The organism is Enterococcus aquimarinus (assembly GCF_001885765.1).
Classification (GTDB): Bacteria; Bacillota; Bacilli; order Lactobacillales; family Enterococcaceae; genus Enterococcus_I; species Enterococcus_I aquimarinus.
In genome coordinates this window covers 164,558-183,575 of sequence record NZ_JXKD01000003.1, presented here as the reverse complement: position 1 = coordinate 183,575, position 19,018 = coordinate 164,558, and the positions used below count along the sequence as shown (strand labels likewise).

The 19,018-nt window shown below is 38.4% G+C and carries 17 protein-coding genes and 1 tRNA gene; 11 read left to right on the top strand and 7 right to left on the bottom strand.

Features of this window, described 5'->3' with window-relative positions:
* Positions 1–2 precede the first annotated feature (2 nt).
* Both rho and RU93_RS03895 read left to right on the top strand, forming a co-directional pair.
* The gene (gene rho / locus RU93_RS03900; protein WP_071874296.1) at positions 3–1,298 is read left to right on the top strand and encodes a transcription termination factor Rho; all 1,296 of its coding nucleotides are present in this window, start codon (positions 3–5) and stop codon (positions 1,296–1,298) included.
* A 97-nt stretch (positions 1,299–1,395) separates the two neighbouring features.
* Positions 1,396–1,659, top strand: a complete 264-nt coding sequence (locus tag RU93_RS03895) for a type B 50S ribosomal protein L31 (protein WP_071874295.1) — start codon at positions 1,396–1,398, stop codon at positions 1,657–1,659.
* 188 nt (positions 1,660–1,847) lie between these two features.
* Here the strand turns inward: RU93_RS03895 and RU93_RS03890 are convergent, their stop codons facing one another.
* The 3 genes from RU93_RS03890 to RU93_RS03880 are packed head-to-tail and all read right to left on the bottom strand — an operon-like array spanning position 1,848 to position 5,918.
* Positions 1,848–2,423: a GNAT family N-acetyltransferase gene (locus RU93_RS03890; RefSeq protein WP_071874294.1), complete on the bottom strand. Its 576-nt coding sequence runs from the start codon at positions 2,421–2,423 to the stop codon at positions 1,848–1,850.
* A gap of 14 nt (positions 2,424–2,437) precedes the next feature.
* Positions 2,438–4,189 carry an ABC transporter ATP-binding protein gene (locus RU93_RS03885; RefSeq protein ID WP_071874293.1) on the bottom strand — a complete coding sequence of 584 codons (1,752 nt, stop codon included), beginning with the start codon at positions 4,187–4,189 and terminating at the stop codon, positions 2,438–2,440.
* Positions 4,176–5,918: an ABC transporter ATP-binding protein gene (locus RU93_RS03880; RefSeq protein ID WP_071874292.1), complete on the bottom strand. Its 1,743-nt coding sequence runs from the start codon at positions 5,916–5,918 to the stop codon at positions 4,176–4,178. Before RU93_RS03880 ends, RU93_RS03885 begins: the two co-directional genes overlap by 14 nt.
* A gap of 467 nt (positions 5,919–6,385) precedes the next feature.
* Here RU93_RS03880 and RU93_RS03875 point away from each other — a divergent pair, with 467 nt between their 5' ends.
* Both RU93_RS03875 and RU93_RS03870 read left to right on the top strand, forming a co-directional pair.
* The gene (locus tag RU93_RS03875) at positions 6,386–6,658 is read left to right on the top strand and encodes a hypothetical protein (protein ID WP_071874291.1); all 273 of its coding nucleotides are present in this window, start codon (positions 6,386–6,388) and stop codon (positions 6,656–6,658) included.
* 219 nt (positions 6,659–6,877) lie between these two features.
* Positions 6,878–7,858, top strand: a complete 981-nt coding sequence (locus RU93_RS03870; protein ID WP_071874290.1) for an aldo/keto reductase — start codon at positions 6,878–6,880, stop codon at positions 7,856–7,858.
* Between the two features lie 55 nt (positions 7,859–7,913).
* Here RU93_RS03870 and nrdF read toward each other — a convergent pair whose 3' ends face one another.
* The 3 genes from nrdF to nrdH form a co-directional block, all read right to left on the bottom strand.
* Positions 7,914–8,879: a class 1b ribonucleoside-diphosphate reductase subunit beta gene (nrdF, locus tag RU93_RS03865; protein ID WP_071874289.1), complete on the bottom strand. Its 966-nt coding sequence runs from the start codon at positions 8,877–8,879 to the stop codon at positions 7,914–7,916.
* An 83-nt stretch (positions 8,880–8,962) separates the two neighbouring features.
* Complete coding sequence (gene nrdE, locus RU93_RS03860) at positions 8,963–11,122, bottom strand: class 1b ribonucleoside-diphosphate reductase subunit alpha (protein ID WP_071874288.1); 2,160 nt, start codon at positions 11,120–11,122, stop codon at positions 8,963–8,965.
* A gap of 123 nt (positions 11,123–11,245) precedes the next feature.
* Complete coding sequence (gene nrdH / locus RU93_RS03855) at positions 11,246–11,470, bottom strand: glutaredoxin-like protein NrdH (protein ID WP_071874287.1); 225 nt, start codon at positions 11,468–11,470, stop codon at positions 11,246–11,248.
* A gap of 313 nt (positions 11,471–11,783) precedes the next feature.
* On the opposite strand from nrdH, the gene RU93_RS03850 reads away from it, so the two are divergent.
* A tRNA-Lys gene (locus RU93_RS03850) sits at positions 11,784–11,856 on the top strand.
* Positions 11,857–12,031: 175 nt separating this feature from the next.
* On the opposite strand, the gene RU93_RS03845 is transcribed toward RU93_RS03850, so the two are convergent.
* Positions 12,032–12,376, bottom strand: coding sequence for a DUF898 family protein (locus RU93_RS03845; RefSeq protein ID WP_071874286.1), 345 nt, complete (start codon positions 12,374–12,376; stop codon positions 12,032–12,034).
* Positions 12,377–12,658: 282 nt separating this feature from the next.
* On the opposite strand from RU93_RS03845, the gene RU93_RS03840 reads away from it, so the two are divergent.
* From RU93_RS03840 to yycI, 6 genes are all read left to right on the top strand, one after another.
* The gene (locus tag RU93_RS03840; RefSeq protein ID WP_071874285.1) at positions 12,659–13,222 is read left to right on the top strand and encodes a DUF1836 domain-containing protein; all 564 of its coding nucleotides are present in this window, start codon (positions 12,659–12,661) and stop codon (positions 13,220–13,222) included.
* Complete coding sequence (locus RU93_RS03835) at positions 13,215–14,072, top strand: DegV family protein (protein WP_071874284.1); 858 nt, start codon at positions 13,215–13,217, stop codon at positions 14,070–14,072. Before RU93_RS03840 ends, RU93_RS03835 begins: the two co-directional genes overlap by 8 nt.
* 202 nt (positions 14,073–14,274) lie before the next feature.
* Complete coding sequence (yycF, locus tag RU93_RS03830; RefSeq protein ID WP_071874283.1) at positions 14,275–14,979, top strand: response regulator YycF; 705 nt, start codon at positions 14,275–14,277, stop codon at positions 14,977–14,979.
* Positions 14,980–14,984: 5 nt separating this feature from the next.
* Positions 14,985–16,817 carry a cell wall metabolism sensor histidine kinase WalK gene (walK, locus tag RU93_RS03825; protein ID WP_071874282.1) on the top strand — a complete coding sequence of 611 codons (1,833 nt, stop codon included), beginning with the start codon at positions 14,985–14,987 and terminating at the stop codon, positions 16,815–16,817.
* Complete coding sequence (locus RU93_RS03820; RefSeq protein ID WP_071874281.1) at positions 16,814–18,139, top strand: YycH family regulatory protein; 1,326 nt, start codon at positions 16,814–16,816, stop codon at positions 18,137–18,139. The genes walK and RU93_RS03820 overlap by 4 nt, the downstream gene beginning before the upstream one ends.
* A complete protein-coding gene (yycI, locus tag RU93_RS03815; protein ID WP_071874280.1) occupies positions 18,129–18,995 on the top strand; it encodes a two-component system regulatory protein YycI in 867 nt (288 codons plus the stop codon). Before RU93_RS03820 ends, yycI begins: the two co-directional genes overlap by 11 nt.
* Positions 18,996–19,018: the final 23 nt, after the last annotated feature.

The following is a 19,018-nucleotide window of genomic DNA, read 5'->3' as shown; positions in this document are numbered from 1 at the left end:
CGATGGCTGATTATTTAACAATGGCGGAATTGGAACACCGGACATTAAAAGAAATCTATACGTATGCGAGAGAGTTAAAAATTCCTTACTACAGTCAAATGAATAAAAAAGAACTTTCGTTGGCCGTTATTCGTGCACAGGCTGAAAAGCAAGGTTTCTTTTATATGGAAGGAATCCTTGATATTGTCGGTCAAGATGGCTATGGATTTTTAAGACCGATTAATTACGGTCCGAGTGCAGAAGATATCTATATTTCTAATTCTCAAATTCGTCGTTTCAGCTTGAGAAATGGCGACAAAGTAGCAGGAAAAGCGCGCCCGCCAAAAGAATCGGAACGTTACTATGGATTGATGCATGTTGAAAGTGTCAATGGAAAAGATCCTGAAGAAGCAAAAGAACGGCCGCACTTCCCAGCGTTAACCGCGCTATATCCAAATCAAAAGATCAAACTTGAAACAACACCAGGACGTTTGTCTACCCGAATGATTGATTTGTTTTCCCCCATTGGATTTGGGCAACGGGGATTAATCGTAGCACCGCCAAAAGCGGGTAAAACGAGTATTCTGAAAGAGATTGCAAATGGCATCACGGAGAATCATCCGGACGTTGAATTAATTGTCTTATTAATTGATGAACGACCAGAAGAAGTAACCGATCTTGAACGAAGTATTAAAGCGGACATCGTGTCTTCCACGTTTGACTTACAACCGAGCAATCATACACGAGTGGCTGAACTTGTCTTAGAACGTGCGATGCGTCTGGTAGAAGACAAACGCGATGTTGTCATCTTAATGGATAGTTTAACGCGTCTAGCCAGAGCGTATAACTTAGTTGTCCCACCAAGCGGTCGAACGTTAAGTGGGGGAATTGATCCTGCGGCCTTATACAAGCCGAAGAAATTCTTTGGTGCTGCGCGAAATATTGAAGAAGGCGGTAGTTTAACGATTTTGGCCACAGCCCTAGTAGATACGGGTAGTCGCATGGATGACGTCATCTTTGAAGAATTCAAAGGAACAGGGAATATGGAGTTGCATCTTTCTAGACAACTTGCCGAGCGTCGAATCTTCCCAGCAATTGATTTGAAAAAATCAAGTACGCGTAAAGAAGAGTTATTAATGACTGTAGAGCAATTAGAAGATACGTGGAAGTTACGTAACAATATGCAAGGCGAATCATTAGAATATACGGAACAGTTCGTTCAATGGATGAAAAAAACGAAGAATAATGAGGAATTCCTCAAAACATTGAATGAATTATCGTTTGGGGAAAAAATAACTAAACGAATCAAAAAAAGATAATTGCATCTAAAAACGAAACGTGTTAAGATATTCATGTTGTAAATTCAAAATCAACTCTGATACAGCAAATGGATCAGGGCAAAGGAGAGAAAGCATTATGAAACCAAATATTCATCCAGAGTACCATCCAGTGGTATTCCTAGACACAACAACAGGATTCAAATTCCTAACAGGTTCTACAAAAAATTCTTCAGAAACAATCGAATGGGAAGATGGCAATACATACCCATTAATCCGTGCTGAGGTTACTTCTGACTCACACCCATTCTATACTGGACGTCAAAAATTCACACAAGCAGACGGACGTGTGGACCGTTTCAACAAAAAATACGGTATCAAAGACACAAACGCTGCAGAATAATAAAAAGATTGAGTTATCAATTTTTGACAGATTACATTCCAAATGTAATCTGTTTTTTTTTTGTGGAAAATGGAAAAGAAAAGCGCTAGAGCGACTTGATTGTCGTTCTGGCGCTTTTGTATTGGCTGAAATGTGCAAGAATAACAATCGATGGATGTAAGTTGCACGTTCCTTACGTGTAAATCGAGTTATTGCTTCAACGGAGGCACCGAACTTGTATCTGTTGAATCGGTTAGTTCTTCCAAATCTGCTCGTAAAATACTGTAGATGGCGATATCAACAATTCCTTGATTGTTTCGAGCCGCTTGTCGTAAGATGCCTTCAAAGGTCATGCCGGCTTTTTCCATGACTTTTCCGGAACCAGGATTGGCGATATCGTGGGTTGCTTCAATACGATTGACCGCTGTGGCGTCAAATAAATAGGCGATGACTACTTCTAAAGCTTCCGTCATGTAACCTTTATTCCAAAATTTTTCACCTAAGACATAACCGATGATTTTTGTCTGCGTCTCAGTAGTTTCGCCAACCACATCAATGACGCCCATCAGTTCTTGTGTCTGGGTGTCAACAATTCCCCATTCCTCATTCGCTTCTGTTATTCGCTGGCGTAACCGGTCTTTTGTAACTTCGAGATTGCTATGGGGTGGCCAAGTTAAGTATTTTGTTGCATTGACTGAATGCGTCCAGTTTTGAAACATCTTTTCGGCATCATCGAGGGTTAACGGTCGTAACGTTAGCCGAGGTGTTTTGAGTGTTTTGACCATGAATCCGTTCCTCCTTATCCTTGTGCGGATTTCGCTTGTAGGCGATACATCTGGGCGTATTGCCCATCTAAAGCGAGCAACTGCGCATGCGTTCCTTGCTCTTTGATTTCGCCTTGATCAAGTAGTAAAATTTGATCGGCTTGTTGAATCGTGGATAGGCGATGGGCAATGATAAACGTAGTCCGACCTTCTTTCACGACGTTCATCGCATTTTGGATAATGGCTTCTGTCTCAGTATCAATATGTGACGTGGCCTCATCTAAAATGAGAATCTTCGGATTTTTAGCAAGTGTTCTGGCAAAGGCAATGAGTTGCCGTTCTCCTGAAGAAAGCGATTGGCCTTTTTCAATGACTTCTTCATGGATTCCTTGTGGGAGTTTGGCAAGTAAGGGATGCGCACCGACTTTCTCTAAGGCTTGAATAATCATTTCATCGGTAATACTTTGATCTTGCATGCTGACATTGCTTGCGATTGTGCCACTAAATAAGTAAGGTTCCTGCAAGACAATTCCCATTTTTTCCCGGACACTTTCACGATTACATTTTGCAATCGGTTGATTATCAATTAAGATGGCACCTTCTTGAGGATCGTAAAAACGAAAGAGTAAATTAATTAAGGAACTTTTTCCGGAACCGGTATGTCCGACAAGGCCCACCGTTTCTCCAGGGTTCACTTTAAAGTGAATATCTTTTAACACTTGATTTTGTTCATCGTAGCCAAACGTCACGTGATCAAAGGTAATTTCACCATTTGAAAAGGCTAATGGTTGCGTACTATCGGTTTCGATCGCTTCATCAAGTAATTCAAACACCCGTTCACCAGACGCCAAGGCCTGTTGTAGCGTAGGCATGATCCGTACGAGATTGAGAATTGGATCAAATAAACTCGAAAGGTAATTAATTAAAATAAAAATCGTTCCCATCGAATACCCTAAAAAACCACTCGTAAACTGTGTACCTAGATAAAGGAGCAAGAAAAACATGACAATATTTTTAATAAAAGTTGAAAAATCCCAAGATAAAATCCCATCCAGTCGAATCGAGCGGATACGGTTATCCAGCCAAGCTTGATTTTTTTCTTCAAACTCTTCTAACATCTTCTCTTCTTGATGGAAGAGTTGAACAATCGAGACCCCTTGGATGATTTCTGCAGTTAAACTGTTTAACTCGCTAATAATTTCTCGCCAATTTTTATTAATCGGTGTCGCGATGCGAATATAAATCAGTTGCCAAACGAAAAAGAACGGTAAGAGTAAGAGTAACGCAAGACCCACATCGGGACTAACGAGAAAGAGTGCGATATAAATTCCGATAACCATTAAGAGATTAATCAGTACTTGGTTACTGAAGTTTTGATAAAAGCTATTACGTAAAACCTCGGTATCATTCACGATGCGTGCCGAAATTTTCCCGGCCGGTTTGTCATCAAAATAGGAAATAGGTAACTGCTGCATTTTTTCATGCGCTTGATCGCGAATGTTTTTGCTAACGCGATTTGAAGCAAAAGCAAAGAGTAAGAAGCTGCTATAACTTGTGAGCGCGCTAATCACCGTGATGAGCATGAACCAGCCAAATTTTTGAATCAAGAATTCGTAAGAGACCGGTTGATTTTGTTTAACATTTTCTGAAATGACATCAATGATTTGTTTGCCAATCATGGGTGTATAAATAGTCGATCCAGCTGAGATGATGGAAAGGATGAACCCCAGTCCATAAAAAAGGGGTTCATCTTTTAAATAGCTGAGGAGTCGTTTAAATGTTTTCATGTTGATTGTCCTCCAATTGTTGTTTCAAGTGTTGCTGATAATACCAGCCTTTTTGACGCAGTAACGCATCAGGGGTCCCGTACTCGGTAATGGCCCCTTGATCCATCACAATCACTTTTTGCGCGTTTGCAACAGCCGATAAGCGATGCGTAATGATAATGGTTGTTTTATTTTTTCGAATTGCTTGAATATTTTCGATAATCGCTTGTTCCGTTTTCGCATCAACGGCAGACAAAGAATCATCTAGAATCAGTAATTCTGGCTGGCGAATTAATCCACGTGCGATAGAAATCCGCTGTTTTTGTCCCCCAGAAATCGACACGCCTTTTTCACCAATTAATGTTTCTAATCCTTCTGGCATTCGTGCGACATCTTTGGTGAAATCGGCAGACGCCACCACATCTAAAATATCTTCGTCTGTCGCATGGTGTTTACCAAAACCAATATTATAGGCAACATTCTTTGAAAAAAGAACATGCTCTTGAGGGACATAACCAATCAGTTTTTCTAAGTCTGAAATGGCATAATGTTGAATTTCTTGCTGATTGATCTGTAAATTGCCGGTGGAACTTGCCGGATATTGACGCAGGAGCTGACGAATCAACGTTGTCTTGCCACTTCCAGTTGGCCCAACAATTCCCAATGTTTCACCTTGTTGAATGTCTAAGTTAATTTTTTGAATCGTTGGCGTGTCACTTGTCGGGTATTGAAACGAATAATCTGAAAAAGTAATGTTTTCGATACCTGTTAGGGGTTGATGACCATTTTTTTCCACTAAATCATCGGCAGTTAGAATTTCTTCGACTTTACGGAAGGAAACATTGCCTTGCTGATAGACTAAAACGATATCTGATAATCCCCAGATTGAACCACTCAACATCCCTAAGTAAATTTGAAACGAGATCAGTTGTCCAATCGTCATCTGACCTTGACTAATTAAATAACCACTATACATTAGCCCGAGTGCCATGCTTAAACCGGTAAATAATTTGGCAATGGGTCCCACCGCGCCGTTATAAAGAACGAGATGGTTGGCTTTTTCTAGTACTTCAGATGTTCGTTTTTGAAAGCGTGTTTGTTCTAATTCTTTTTTACCATATGCCCGCATCACACGGACGCCATCGACGACTTCTAAGACCTCATTACTTAAAGTAGCCACCGCATCGCGATTAGCTTCGTAAAGGACGTCGACTTTTTGCCATAATTTAAAAACTGCCCAAGCAAAAAGAACAAGTGGTAGTGTGCTGATGACAGTTGCTTGCCAAGAAATGGTGACAACCATAATCGTAAAGATACTAAGTGCCCAAGTGACATTCGAGACAATTAGCATAAAGCCATAGCCAATCGTATCACCTAAAAATTCAATATCACTAGTCATTCGTGTCATTAAGTCACCCGAGCGAAAGCGTTCATAAAACGGTGTGCGTAATTGCAAAAGTCGTTGATAGAGTTGTTTGCGTAACGTATTTTGATAGCGATAAGACTGACTAAATAATAGGACAACCCAAGTAATATCGACGAGATAAATCAGCACAATACTAACCAAGAAAAGGGCTAAATATGTCCCTAAGTTTTGATTCGTTAACGTCTCATTGACCATCGCGTCGATAAAACGTTGAATGAGATAATTCGGTACGATGGCAAGCCCTGATGAGAGTAATGCAAATACCGTAGCAAGACTGTAAATATAAGGGTGTTTTTTAATATAAGACCAAAAAATTGTTAACATAAATGATTCCTCGTTTTCTAATATTTTCAAAAAATAGATAAAAAAGTACACAAAAAAGCCTAGTATTATTCATCGGCCGACTGAACAATACTAGGCATAAACGTTTACTTATATGAGCGAAATAGACGAAAAGAGTCTACTTCCCCTAAAGGTTACCTAATTGTAAAGGAGTTCGATGATTCATATGAAATGGTGGTAATGTAGCTGTGCGAATGAAAAGTAATTTCATGATGAACACTCCTTCCTAATTTTTTTGATAGCTTCAATTTACTATAGATAACGTCTGTTGTAAAGCATAAAAATTAAAAAGAAATGAAGAAATAAAAAAAGATCGCGAATAGATTTGAAGAAAATGTTATTTTATGGATAAGAGAGAGACCTTTTTTTCTTTGTGTTAGAATAGAAGATGGGCAAAGAGATTATTCTCGCTCATTGAATGAGTTAAGCAAAAGAAGGTGGGATTACGAATGAAAAGATTTAAAGAAGTCGTTTCCGAATTACATGAGAGTGGAAAATTTGAGTACGTTAAAATGTATGAAAGTCGGGAAGAATTGCTTCAAGATTTACGTCTCCAGTATCCTCGTATTTCATACGATAGTTTTGACGATTCAATAGACAAAGACAAAAAGGTCTTTGCGTTGATGATGATTGAAGCTAAAAAGAGTCGCTACAATCTCTACTCTGAATCAGATATCGCCACATTAGAAAGTTTATTAGAAAAAGGGACACGCTTATATTAATGGAATGCTTCTTTTAAAAATAAACAATAAATAGAAATGTCCTTTTTGTTATTTTATCAAATGACAAAACAAGGCATTTATTTGTGTTAAAATGAGTAAAAGATTAAAGAAAAGTGGCATGCATGGCCTCATTTTAAGGGGAATGCGAATCTTCTTTTCGTGCACGATTTGATTTCTTTGATACAATAACAAGAGCAATGATTTTAAAGGAGGATTTTTATGGAATATATCAAATTAGGCAATACGGGTCTGGATGTCTCACCTCTATGTCTGGGTGCGATGGGATTTGGAAGTCCAACTAATTGGATTCATAACTGGATTTTAGAAGAAGAAGAAAGTCGTCCGGTGATCAAAAAAGCGTTAGATCTTGGGATTAACTTCTTTGATACCGCCAATATTTACTCGCTCGGGCGTAGTGAAGAAGTCTTGGGGGAAGCCTTACGTGATTTTGGCAAACGAGAAGAACTAGTGGTGGCAACAAAGCTATATATGCCGATGAAAAAAGCCCCTAATAGTGGCGGCCTTTCAAGAAAAGAAATCTTTTTCCAAGTAGAAGAAAGTTTAAAACGTTTAGGAATGGATTATATTGATTTGTATATTATTCATCGTTGGGATTATCAGACTCCAATTGAAGAAACGATGGAAGCACTACATGATCTCGTCAAAGCAGGTAAAGTTCGTTATCTAGGTGCTTCAGCGATGTATACGTGGCAGTTTGCCAAAGCGCAATTTATTGCGGAAAAACATGGTTGGACAAAGTTTGTCTCCATGCAAAACCATTTGAATCTGTTATACCGTGAAGAAGAAAGAGAAATGATTCCTTTTTGTGAGGATCAAAAAATTGCGATAACCCCATACAGTCCGTTAGCTTCTGGTCGGCTGACTCGCGATTGGACCGGAGATACGAAGCGTTCATTAACCGATCAAACATCCAAAATGAAATATGATCAAACGATGGATCAAGATCGTGTCATTGTTGAACGTGTGGCGCAAGTAGCTGAAGAACTGGACGTGAAACGGGCACAAGTTGCACTGGCTTGGTTAATGCAAAAAGAAGTAGTCACGGTCCCAATTATTGGCGCAACGAAGGAAAGTCATTTACTGGATGCGTTACCTGCAATTGATGTGACATTAACACCAGAACAAGTAGCATTCTTAGAAGAGCCGTATTTGCCTCATCAAGTGGTTGGTGCGCGCTAACAAAAAGTCGATCTGCTCAAGAGCAAATCGACTTTTTGTTTATTTAAATAGTTAATTAATCAAGCCCAATGAGGTAGTCGGAATCTTGCATCGCTTCAACGGTTCCTAGTAAATAACCATTACCTACTTGCGAGAAGAAGTCGTGGTTGCTCGTACCGGTTGAAATACCGTTCATCACAATCGGGTTCACATCATCGGCAGTATCCGGGAATAACGGATCTTGTCCAAGGTTCATGAGTGCTTTATTCGCGTTGTAACGTAAGAAGGTATTGACTTCTTCCGTCCAACCAATATGATCATAAAGTTCTGCGGTATATTTTTCTTCGTTTTCATAGAGTTCAAAGAGTAAGTTATATAACCATTCTTTCAGTGATTCTTGTTCCGTTTCTGGTAATTCATTGAACCCTAATTGGAATTTGTAGCCAATATAAGTACCGTGAACGGACTCATCACGAATAATTAATTTGATAATTTCGGCTACGTTGGGTAATTTATTGTTCCCTAAATAATGTAGAGGGGTGTAGAACCCAGAGTAGAAAAGGAACGTTTCTAAATAGACGCTGGCGACTTTCTTTTGTAAATCTGAGCCATTTTTATAAACTTCATTGATAATTTCAGCCTTTTTTTGTAAGTAAGGATTCGTATCGACCCATTCAAAGATTTTTTCGATTTCGGCTTTCGTGTTTAAGGTACTAAAAATGGAAGAATAACTTTTCGCATGGACGGATTCCATAAAAGCAATATTATTTAATACCGCTTCTTCATGTGGTGTGCGAACCGCATCTTTTAATTGAGCCATTCCACTTTCTGATTGGACGGTATCAAGGAGCGTCAAGCCACCAAGCACGTGACTGACCATTTCTTTTTCCGCATCCGATAAACTACGCCAATCATCCAAATCGTTGGAAAGTGGGATACGGGTATCTAACCAAAATTGTTCCGTTAGTTTTTCCCAAGTAGATTTATCAATAATATCTTCAATTTCGTTCCAGTTAATTGCTGCGTAATACGTCTTTGCCATGGAAGGTGGCCTCCTTTAATTTGAAATAAAAAAGAAGCTAGGGAAAACCCGCTAGCTTCAAAGTTGCCGTGTCTTTTTAGCGGTTAAATGACACAACTCTCACATTGGTTACTACCGATTTCTTCCGCATCATCTGTGAATGTGCGAATATAATAAATGGATTTAATTCCTTTATTGAAGGCGTAGTGACGTAAGATATTTAAATCTCTTGTCGTTTGTTTGGATGTCGTTTTCCATTCATAAAGACCTTCTGGAATTTCAGAACGCATAAATAACGTCATACTCATTCCTTGATCAATGTGTTTTTGCGCAGTCGCATACACATCAATGACTTTGCGCATATCCATATCATAGGCTGATTTATAGTAGTTGATTGTCTCATTGGATAAATAAGCCGCTGGATAGTAAATTTTCCCGATTTTCTTTTCTTGACGTTCTTCAATTAAACGTGTAATCGGATGTAAACTTGCACTTGTATCATTAATATACGAAATAGAACCGTTTGGTGCAACCGCTAAGCGATTTTGGTGGTAAAGACCATCGACTTTCACGTTTGCTGCTAAGGCTGCCCAGTCTTCTTTTGAGGGAATGGTAACTCCTTCAAACAATTTTGCAACTTTTTCAAAAGTTGGTGTATAGTCAGCATTGATGTAATCGGTGAAGTAAGAACCATCAGCATAACTAGATTGTTCAAAGTTATGGAATGTCATTTGTTTTTCTTTCGCGATTTGATGACTTTCCATTAAAGTCCAGTAATTTAAGAGCATAAAGTAAATATCGGTAAACTCAATTGATTCTGGTGAGCCATATTCCATTTGATTTTTCGCAAAGTAGGTGTGTAAGCCCATCGCGCCTAAACCAATTGTATGATTGATTTTATTTCCGTGTTGAATAGACGGGACCACGTCAATATCAGAAGCATCTGTTACAAACGTCAACGCACGGGTCATCGCACGCACGGAACGACCAAAGTCAGGACTTTCCATTAAGTTTACGATATTCGTTGAACCAAGGTTACAGCTAATATCTGTTCCCATCACTTCAAACTCTTGAATATCGTTGACTAACGAAGGTTCTTGAACTTGAAGAATTTCAGAACAGAGATTACTCATGATAATTTTGCCAGCAACTGGATTCGCACGGTTAGCGGTATCGATGTTAATAATATATGGATAGCCAGATTCTTGTTGTAATTTTGAAATCTCATCTTCTAACTCACGCGCATTGATTTTCGTTTTGGTAATCCGAGGGTTGTTAACAAGGTTGTCATACTCTTTGGTGATATCAACATAAGAAAAAGGTACGCCATATTCTTTTTCAACACTATAAGGACTGAATAAATACATCACTTCATTTTTACGAGCTAGTTCATAGAATTTGTCTGGCACAATGACACCAAGAGAAAGAGTCTTCACGCGCATTTTTTCATCCGCATTTTCTTTTTTCGCTGATAAGAAAGAGATGATATCTGGATGGAAAACGTTCAAATAGACGACACCGGCTCCTTGACGTTGACCTAATTGATTGGAATAACTAAAGCTGTCTTCAAATAATTTCATGACGGGCATCACACCACTCGCGGCACCCGCATAGCCTTTAATTGGCGCGCCTGCTTCACGCAAGTTTGAAAGTGTAATCCCTACACCGCCCCCAATTCGAGACAATTGTAAGGCAGAGTTAATGCCACGACCGATAGAGTTCATATCATCCGTTAATTGAATTAAGAAACAAGAAACCAATTCGCCACGACGTTTGCGTCCTGCATTTAAGAAAGAGGGTGTTGCTGGTTGGTAGCGTTGATGAATCATCTCATCCGCTAACGTTAGTGCTAATTCTTCGTCGCCATCTGCAAAGTAAAGGGCATTAAAAGCTACCCGGTCTTCATAAGTCTCTAAGTAGGATTCACCGTCATTGGTTTTTAACGCATATTGACCGTAGAATTTGTAAGCAGCCATAAATGACTGGAAGCGGAAGTTTTGTTCAGCTAAAAATGTATAAAGGGACTCAATAAACGTCATCGAATACTTAGCGATAAATTCTGCTTCTAAATAATCTTCTTCGATAAGGTAATTGATTTTATCCTCAATTGAATCAAACGTTTTGGTATTTGGTCGTACATTTTCGGCAAAGAATGCTTCAAGTGCTTCTTTATCTTTATGTAACGGAATCTGTCCATTTACAGGACGATTAATTTCATTATTCAATTTAAAATAGGTGACATCTTTTATGGATTTAAGACTCATCTTTGTACACAACCTTTTCTAATTAATGGGTGGGTCTGAGCATAAAAAGAAGGATTTGAAGTCTTACGACAGACAAATCCAACATCTAGTGACATTTTAAAAGAACTTTTCAGCTCGACTATCTTAAGAAGCTAATTGGCGTAATAAATCAGGGCGGAAACCAACGATCGTTTTCGCTTCACTCGTAACTACAGGAACACTTTGGAATCCTTGCTCTTTTAACCAATCGATTGCGGTAGGTTCGTTATCTAAGTTAATTTCTTCAAAAGAAATATGGTTATCGGTTAAGAAACGCTTTGCCATGTTGCATTGCATACAGTTGTTTTTTGAAAATAATTTAATATTCATTTTTGTTCCTCCTTGAAATCATTGACTGTTAAATCTTATAAATAATAGTATAGCTTTATTTAGTAGGAAGTCAATGGAAAAACACTATATATTGTGTTTGTGAAGAAGGGAGACGCTAATTGTTGTGGTTTTTTAAAAGTTTTTTGTTCATAGAACCTATGATTCATGAGCCTTTTAAGCACCCAAAAGACGAGAAATTAGTCGAAAAAAAATAAACTTGTGAAGAAAATCATTAGACAATCAGGTAAAACGATACGCACAAAAAGCGTTGCATTTTTCAAATGAGAGTGCTATTCTATTAGAGTAGTTTAGCGGGGCGTTAGCTCAGTTGGTAGAGCAATTGACTCTTAATCAATGGGTCGCGGGTTCGAATCCCTCACGCCCCATGGGTGCCAAACCCACGGAGCCGGAGAATTGTTGGTGCGCAAGCATTTTGAAAACGATTCTCGCGGCTTCATTTTTTTACATTCAGACGCTTCTGGCGACTGCCTCTAAGGGCAATCACCAGAAGCGTCTTTTTTTTAGTCAGAAATGACTACTATTGTGGCTCCTTGTAAAATATTAAAAATCGAGTTCCTCTTCAATCTTTGTAGCGTAGACGACTTCCCCAACAGTGGTGTATTTGACTTTCCATTGTTCCAGTTTGAGATGTAACCAGAATCCATAAATTCCAAGTGTGATAATGGTCAAGAGTACCCATTTTATCCATTGCCCAAACAACCCAATCCCGGTACCGTAAAACTCCAGGCGATAACCATCAATAACCGTGTGTCTGGTTTTCCATCGATGCATCAAAACAATTGCCCAAGGGGTCAATAATCCGCCCGAAAATAAAATCATCAGTCCCGCTAGTAATGAATGGCCAAAGTAACTGAATAGGCCGCCATCGAAATGGGAACGTTGCATAGTATCACTCCTTTAATTCTTTCCTTGATTTTCTTATTTTATCGTACTTACGCAGCGAAAGAAAGGTCATCTTCCAGAACAACTTGGAGAAATCAAAAAAAATCAGTTGAAAAGTTGGCTGGATTTTCGTCAGGCAAGAGTCAAATGTGGCATAAATCGTTTATTTAAAATCGTGTTGTTTTGATGTTCAAACGAAGCAATTTATGGTAAGATATATCTAGTTTTAAAAACTAGATTATCAGTTTATTAAAATCGAATGAATGATAAAAGAAGGGGTTTTTATTGGAAGAATTAGAACATAAGATGTCAGCTTGGGGAGAATCGTTGTGGTCATTTCACTTGCCACGTTGGGAAGAACTACCTGAACTTGACTTGTATATGGATCAAGTTATTACCCTAGTCGATCACTATTTATCGCCAGTCATCCATTCAGATAAACATACATTATTAACGGCTTCAATGGTGAATAATTATGTGAAAAATGGGATGATTCCTCCGCCGAAGAAAAAAAGATATACGCGTAAACATGTTGCCTTTTTGATTGCGATTACCTTATTAAAGCAAGTATTGACAATTAATGAAGTCAAGCAAGGGATATTATTTCAAGGAAAAATGATTGGCATTCGACAAGCGTACAATCTTTATTGTGAAATACAGGAGGCCGCGATTCAACAGGTTTGTGCCCAAGCGACGGGGCACAAAAAGAGAAATGATCAATCAGAAAACGATGAAATTCAATTTTTAGCAGCTTATAGTGCCTCAAAGGCTTTCGCCAATAAATTATTGGCAGAAAAAGTTATTGCACTCCAAACAAGTTATTTGAAAGAAGGAATAGAAAATGAATAAAGAAAAAATTGCTTTATTAGTGGATTCAGGTACCGATGTCCCACAAGACGTGATTGACACGTATGGCATTTATATGGTGCCCTTACAAATTATTTATAAGAATCGGACGTACACCGATAAAATCGATATTACGCCGGAAGAAGTGTATCAACGTTTTTCAGAAGAAATTCCGAGCACGTCGCTGCCAGATGGTCAAACGATTCAAAAAACGATTGATCAAATTAAAGCTGATGGGTTTGAAAAAGTCTTAATTGTGACCATCTCTAGTGGACTTAGTGGGACGTATAATGTGATGCGTTTATTAGGTGAGGCAGAGTCAGAAATCGACGTGTATGTTCTTGATACGAAAAGTATTGGGATTGGGGCGGGTTTGCAAGCCATTCGGGCAGCAGAATTAATTGCGGCCGACACAGCATGGCAACCACTCATTGCGCAACTCGAAAAAGAAACTAAACAAAATAAAGTCTTATTTAATGTTGCTACTTTAGAATACTTACAAAAAGGTGGACGAATTGGATTAGTTTCTTCGCTGATTGGTACGGCTCTAAAATTAAATCCAACTATTTCTTGTAATGAGGACGGGGTCTATTATACCGTTGCAAAATCAAGAGGACGCAAACGCAGCATTGATAAGCTGGTCGAAATTGTCGAAGAGTTTGTCGGCAATCATCAAGATTTTCGCTTAGCGGTGGCTCAAGGCGATGCAATGCCTGAAGCGTTAGAGTTAAAAGCGAAATTAGAGGCAAAATTCCCAAATGCCAAAGAAATTTTATTTGGTACGATCTCTCCCGCTTTAGTGGTCCATACGGGTCCAGGCTTGTTAGGAATGGGGATTCAAGTCATTCGCTAGTTAAAAGCAACAATCAACAGCCTTCGTTTTGCCTCATTGCGGCAAGTAGTTAGCGAAGGCTATTTGTGTTGTTTTTTCTTATTTTTTTCTAAGAAAGTAAGAGAAAGCGACCTTTTAATGAAACATTAAAAAAAATCATGTATAATAATAGAGATTGATTGTCACCTAATTAAAATATATTGACAAAGAATGAGGGATTTTTATGAAAAAAATACTAGTTGTAGATGATGAAAAACCAATTTCTGATATTGTGAAGTTTAATCTAACCAAAGAAGGCTACGAAGTGTTTACCGCTTATGATGGTGAAGAAGCACTTGAGAAAGTCAAAGAAGTTGAACCAGATTTAATTTTATTAGACTTGATGTTACCTAAATTAGACGGCTTAGAAGTGGCGCGTGAAGTTCGCAAAACGTATGACATGCCAATTATTATGGTTACAGCCAAAGATTCAGAAATTGATAAAGTGTTAGGACTCGAACTAGGTGCGGATGATTATGTTACAAAACCTTTTTCAAATCGGGAATTAATTGCGCGTGTGAAAGCTAATTTACGCCGCGGATCTAGTGTGGGAAAAGGCACTGAAGTTCCTGTGACAACGGATTTAGAGATTGGCGATTTAGTGATTCACCCGGATGCTTATATGGTAACGAAACACGGTAGCACGATTGAACTCACACATCGCGAGTTTGAATTGCTTCATTATTTAGCCAAACATCTTGGACAAGTCATGACGCGTGAACACTTGCTACAAACGGTGTGGGGCTATGATTACTTTGGTGATGTCCGGACGGTCGATGTGACAGTCCGTCGATTAAGAGAAAAAATTGAAGATAGTCCAAGTCATCCAAACTATCTTGTGACTAGACGTGGGGTTGGTTACTACTTACGCAACCCAGAACAGGAGTAAGTATAATGAAAAAAAAAGTTCGCTTTTTTCAATCAGTGAACTTTAAAATCGCCCTGACAATTATCTTGATTTTAGTTATTTCAATCCAGATAATCGGGGCGTATTTTATTCGCGGTTTAGAGCGTTCAATGATTGATAATTTTAAATCCTCCATGAATACACAAGCAGAGACGATTTCAGGGACGGTTAGTACGTATTTAAGTCAACAAGATAGCGATCAAGAAGACATTAATAATGAAATTCAACGGATTTTAGATAGTAGTGAATCGCCTGATATTTTAGAGATGCGGGTTGTCGATGAAAAAGGAATTATTCGCGCAACGACCAATGTTAATGATCGAAGTTCCATCGGGAAAAAGAGTATCGATTCCTATATTGATCAATACGAAGATAAAAATTTCGCAGCCGTCGATGAAACGACAGGTGAACGTGTCTTAATCAACATTCGCTTAGTCCAATCAGCCGGGGAAGTCGTTGTCGGAACACTTTATATCCGTAGTGATTTGGAAAAACAATATCAAGAAATTTCAAATATCGCGGTGATTTTTGTGACGGCAACGCTTTTAGCCATTGCGATTGCGATTGTCGTTTCGGTCTTAATCGCTCACTCCATCACGCAACCCATTGGTGAAATGCAAGAACAAGCTTTGCGGATTGCACGCGGTGATTATAGTCATAAAGTTGAAATTAACGCAAAAGATGAACTTGGCCAACTGGCGGAAAGTTTTAACCAATTAGCTGAGCGAATCGAAGAGACACAAGAGGCGATGGAAGCCGAACGAAATCGCTTAGATAGCGTTCTAACCCATATGACAGATGGCGTCGTGGCCACCGATCGAAGAGGGAAGGTCATTACGATTAACGAAATGGCGCTATCATTATTAAGCTTGAAACAAGAAGACGCAATCGGGCAGTCGATTTTGACATTATTTCAACTTGACGAGGAATATAGTCTGCGTTCGTTATTAGAAAACACGAAAGAAATGTTAATCGAACGGCCGTCTCCTGTGCCACATGTCCAAGACTTGATTTTGCGCGTGGATTTTTCGATGATTCGCCGGGAGTCAGGGTTTATTTCTGGTCTTGTTGCGGTCTTGCATGACGTCACGGAACAAGAAAAGACCGAACAAGAGCGTCGAGATTTTGTTTCGAATGTTTCGCATGAATTACGAACACCATTAACTAGTATGCGTAGTTACTTAGAAGCACTTGAAGATGGCGCGTGGAAAGATCCTGAAATCGCACCCCATTTCTTACAAGTTACGCTAGAAGAAACCGACCGCATGATTCGGATGATTAACGATTTACTGAATTTATCGAAAATGGACAGTGGAAATGCACAAATGCAAATGGAATTGGTAAATTTTAATAATTTAGTCAATTTCGTCTTGGATCGTTTTGATATGATGGTGACCAGTCAGGACAAAGATTATCAGATCAAACGAGAATTTACGAAACGTGATCTATGGCTAGAAATCGATACGGATCGCTTAATCCAAGTAATTGATAATATTATGAATAATGCTATTAAATATTCTCCTGATGGTGGCACGATTACCGTTCGATTAATCGAGACGCATAATCATATTATCTTAAGTATTACGGATGAAGGGATGGGTATCCCAAGAAAAGATTTGAATAAAATTTTCGATCGCTTCTATCGAGTAGATAAAGCGCGAGCAAGACAACAAGGTGGAACTGGGCTCGGTTTGGCCATTTCAAGAGAAGTGTTGAAAGCACATGGCGGATCGATTTGGGTCGAAAGTCGAGAAAATCAAGGCTCTACTTTCTACGTCAGTTTGCCATATGAACCTTACGAAGAGGAGTGGTGGGAATGAATCGAATCACAGATAAAATCTTACATGGAATGTTAATTCTGATGATTGGTCTGAGTTTTTATTTAACCTATTTGATTTGGGTCAGTCCTGCTAGTCATGAAACTTCTCTTGAAGAAAGTTTAGGTAACAATCGGACGGAAGAAACATCTTTAAAGACAAAAGAAGAAGTTTTTTTACCATTAAAACTACGATATCAAAAAGAAGACACGAATCAAGAAACGCAAAATGAAGCACTATTAAAAGCAATTCAAAAAGAATTACACCAGACAACTTATAGTGAAGGGGAAGTCACGACTTATTCGAAGCAATCGGATTATCAACGAGCAACCACCATGACATCGGGAATGGAACTATTTTACGCCTTTTCTTTTCCTTTTAATACCTATCTTGAATTGTTTGATTTAAGTATTCCGCTTGTGGATGATCAAGAAAAGACGGCAGCTTTTTCGAGTGTGCAAGTCGACTTTGAAGAAGAGAAGATTCGATTTTTAAATAATCAGGAATTGACAGTGGTCGAAGCGACGTTGGAAGATAACTTATCAAACTTTTCTTCAGAAATTGAATACGCCAATGTGAAGTGGGTTCCTCTCGAAAAGACCCGCACGTTTTTAGAAAATCACTATTTAACCAAAGATACTTTAGAGTTAAAAAAATATAGTTATATTTCTTCAACGCAACCGTATACGATGTTCCGCGATGCTTTCTTCTCAAATCCTAAGAGTGTGCGTAGTAATAGTTCCGTTTTTGATACATATTTGTATGAGGGTGGTAATTCTTTAACGATTAAGCAAGATCAAGAAATTATTCAATTTCAAGGGCAAGCCAATACAACGCGCCCCTTTGATATTTTTCTAACTAGTTTTGATTCAATCAAAAAAATTGGAGCCAGTTATGGTTCAACCCGGGTCATTGATCAACTAGATAATGCTATTGATTATCGAACATTTGTAGAAGGATTCCCTATTTTTGGCGAAAATCACGAAGCTCAAATTGCCTTTGATTTTAAAGAGTCAAATGAGAGCAGCGCGGTTCGTGTAACAATTCAAGCAAATTTGAATTCCTTACAAATACCGATTCCATCAGAAGAATCAGTGGTATTACCTTCCAGTCAAGAAGTGATTGAAACACTCTATTATAAAGGGTTAGATACGACCTTAGTAGAGAGTTTATTAATTGGTTATCAATGGAAGAATTTAGAAGATACAGGTGTTGTCGACCTGATTCCTAATTGGTATATTAAATATGATAATCAGTGGTATCGTTACGAAGCGTTATTCCAGTTACTTGCGGAGGAAGAAGAGGAGGCGCCAAATGGATTTTAAGCGAATTGAATGGATTTTTTTCTTTGCTTTTTTAGGTCTCAATTTGTTCCTTTTCAATCTTTATCGTGAGGCTAAAATTGAGCAAAATATTACTTATCGAACAAATGAAACAATCCCGATTCAAAAACGATTGTCTTCTGAAAATATTCGATATGAAGAGGAATTTTCAAATGATAAATTGCAAGGATATTATTTAAGTGGTGTTCAAACAGATTTTAACCAAGCGTTACTTGATGAACGAACACGTTTAAATAAGCCTCAATTGTTAGAAAAACAAACTACAATTGCTGGGGGGAATTTAGCCCACACGCTTGAAACTCCTGTTATATTGGATAATGAAAGCCAAATTAATGCTGAAACGATTGATGATATTTTGACACGTACTGATCTTTTCTTGTTTGGTAAAGAGTATCAGTATTTAGCAGATGCTTCATTTATAGCTGACGATTACTCTGAAATTGTGACGGGGCAATTTTATGAGGACATTCCTTTAAATGACGCTTCTGGGCGGTTAACGATGATTTTAGAAAGAGTAGAAGATCAATGGCTATTAACGAAATATGTTCAAAGTCACGTATCTGATTTAGCTCCGCTAAGAGAAGCGATGCTCGTTTATTCAGAAAGTGATATTATTAATACATTATATGTGAATAATCGAATTCCAGTCAATTCGACCATTATGTGGCGACAATTAGCCTATAAGATGACATTAAAAGTAAGGGGACAAGCTATTTATGTACCAACATGGTTTGTCGCAATCGAAACAACCGATGGGAAGACTCGTATCGAATTAGTGAATGGATTTACCAATCGAATTGTGACCAATTCAGTCGTTCAAACGGTTGAAAATCAATAACGTGGAATATGTAGAAATAGTGA